The following is a 1908-nucleotide window of genomic DNA, read 5'->3' as shown; positions in this document are numbered from 1 at the left end:
GTTTTATCGTCTTTTGTTGGACCCAAACCGCCGGTTGTGATGATTAAATCGCCAATTTCAAAGGCATTTTTTAGGTTTTTTTTGATGGTTTCAATATCATCGGAAATGGTGAAAATTTGCAAAACGGAAATCCCGATATTTTTCAATTCTTTTGCGATGAAATTTGAGTTGGTATCAATGGTGTTTCCCGATAAAATTTCGTCGCCGATGGTGATGAGGATTGCTTGCATTTTAAGATTTAAGAGTATAAAATTACAGAATTTTCTAAAAGAAATTCTATAATTTTATACCTATTTCTTATTGGATGATGAATACTTTGAAAGGCAAACCGAACTTTCTTCTTAGCCCAGATGGAAACGGCATCCTTTTTTGTTATTGCGATTACTGCACCGTTCAAAAGATTGCTTCACTTCGTTCGCAATAACAGAAAAGATATAGTGGACAGCTGGACTGAAATTGAAAAAAATACAAAATCGTGTTGCTCCTAAAAAAAATACAGCTGAAATGAATCAACTGTATTTCCGTTTAACAAAAAATCTATTAATTAACAAAAAAATTTTAATCTTTAATAAGCTTTGTGGCTTGTATGCCTTTAGCTGTTTTTACTTTAATGATGTAAATACCTTTCGAAAGTTTAGACAAATCAATCTTGTTATTGACAATGTTTTTTGAAGCGAATGCCAATTGACCGGTTGCGCTATACACTTCGGCAGATTCTATTTTATCTGAAGTTTTGATGGTGACAACGTCTTTTACTGGGTTTGGATATATGCTCATTTTATCAGTAGCGATGACCTCGTGAGAAGCTAAACCTGCTCCCGGAAGTTTGATCAGGAAACCTTTGGCATCCATTTCTTCAAAGTTAGCACCGATTCCACCGATGTATTTTCCGTCTGGTGAAATTCCCGTAGGAACCGAAAAAACAATATCTAAATCATCATAACCTAAGCTTGCAACATATTCGTTCAAGTTTATTTTACCACCTTCTTTAGTCCAGATAAAACCTTCTCCTAATAAAATACTCTCCATCGGATCGAAAGACAAACCAAGTGCCACTTTACCATCATCAGATATAATAGACATACTTGTTATAAAATCGGGATTATCGCTGCTTAAGAAGATTGTTCCATCGGTTTCGTTCCAAATATAACCTTCACCAGTGGTATTAACGACACCAACAACTGTTTTTCCATCTGCGCTTACAGAAGCGGCTGCACCAAGGATATTGCCATTATTATCTTTAAGGAGTTCCTGTACCCCGTTTCTCCAAATTGCACCTTGGCGAATACCGTTTGTAGAATCTTGCCATCCTACGACAACAGATCCGTCACCATTCACGTCATTAGCCCTGGAGCTTCTATTGGTTACGGTACTTCCTAATCCTACGATTCCTACACCTTCTTTCCATAAGAAACCTTGTGCACTTGCTGCGCTGCTCCAACCAAGACCTACGACGTTTTTCCCGTCAGAAGACATTCCCCAAGAAGAGGTAGAACTACCACCTGATGAAGCTCCTAAACCACCAAGAAATTGAACTCCTTCATTTGCAACCGTATAAAGAACAGCTTCTTCAACATTATTTTTCGCCGGATTGGGTATTGACATAGAGATTACAGATCCATCAGCAGTGATGGTAGCATTTCCGGAGATTCCGTTCGGGTTATCTCCTATTATCTTTCCGCTATTCGCTTCAGACCACATAAAAAATGCGCCACCATCTACATTACCAACTGCAACGCCGGTATTAGAAACATCAGTTACTTGAACATAACTTCCAAGATCGCTTACCTGGGCGTTAGATAATGCAAGAGAACAAACTCCAATTGCAAGGGTGTAAAATTTTTTCATAATATTTTCATTTTAATTAAACACAAACGTAATTTTTTATATCATACAAAAGGATAAAAT

At 37.2% G+C, this 1908-nt stretch carries 2 protein-coding genes; both read right to left on the bottom strand.

The genetic code is table 11. From position 1 onward, the window contains the following. The coding region (locus tag WBY99_RS10475) for a molybdopterin-binding protein (RefSeq protein ID WP_423976278.1) at window positions 1–230 on the bottom strand (230 nt) is incomplete at its 3' end. A 328-nt stretch (window positions 231–558) separates the two neighbouring features. Next, a complete protein-coding gene (locus tag WBY99_RS10470) occupies window positions 559–1848 on the bottom strand; it encodes a T9SS type A sorting domain-containing protein (RefSeq protein ID WP_423976277.1) in 1290 nt (429 codons plus the stop codon). Between the last annotated feature and the right edge of the window lie 60 nt (window positions 1849–1908).

Source organism: Kaistella sp. (assembly GCF_049588135.1).
Lineage (GTDB): Bacteria > Bacteroidota > Bacteroidia > Flavobacteriales > Weeksellaceae > Kaistella.
This window is presented reverse-complemented; position numbering and strand designations above follow the sequence as displayed.

Excerpts from the sequence above, each read along its gene's own strand:
- WBY99_RS10470 (WP_423976277.1), bottom strand. The coding sequence starts at position 1,848 with ATGAAAAAATTTTACACCCTTGCAATTGGAGTTTGTTCTCTTGCATTA.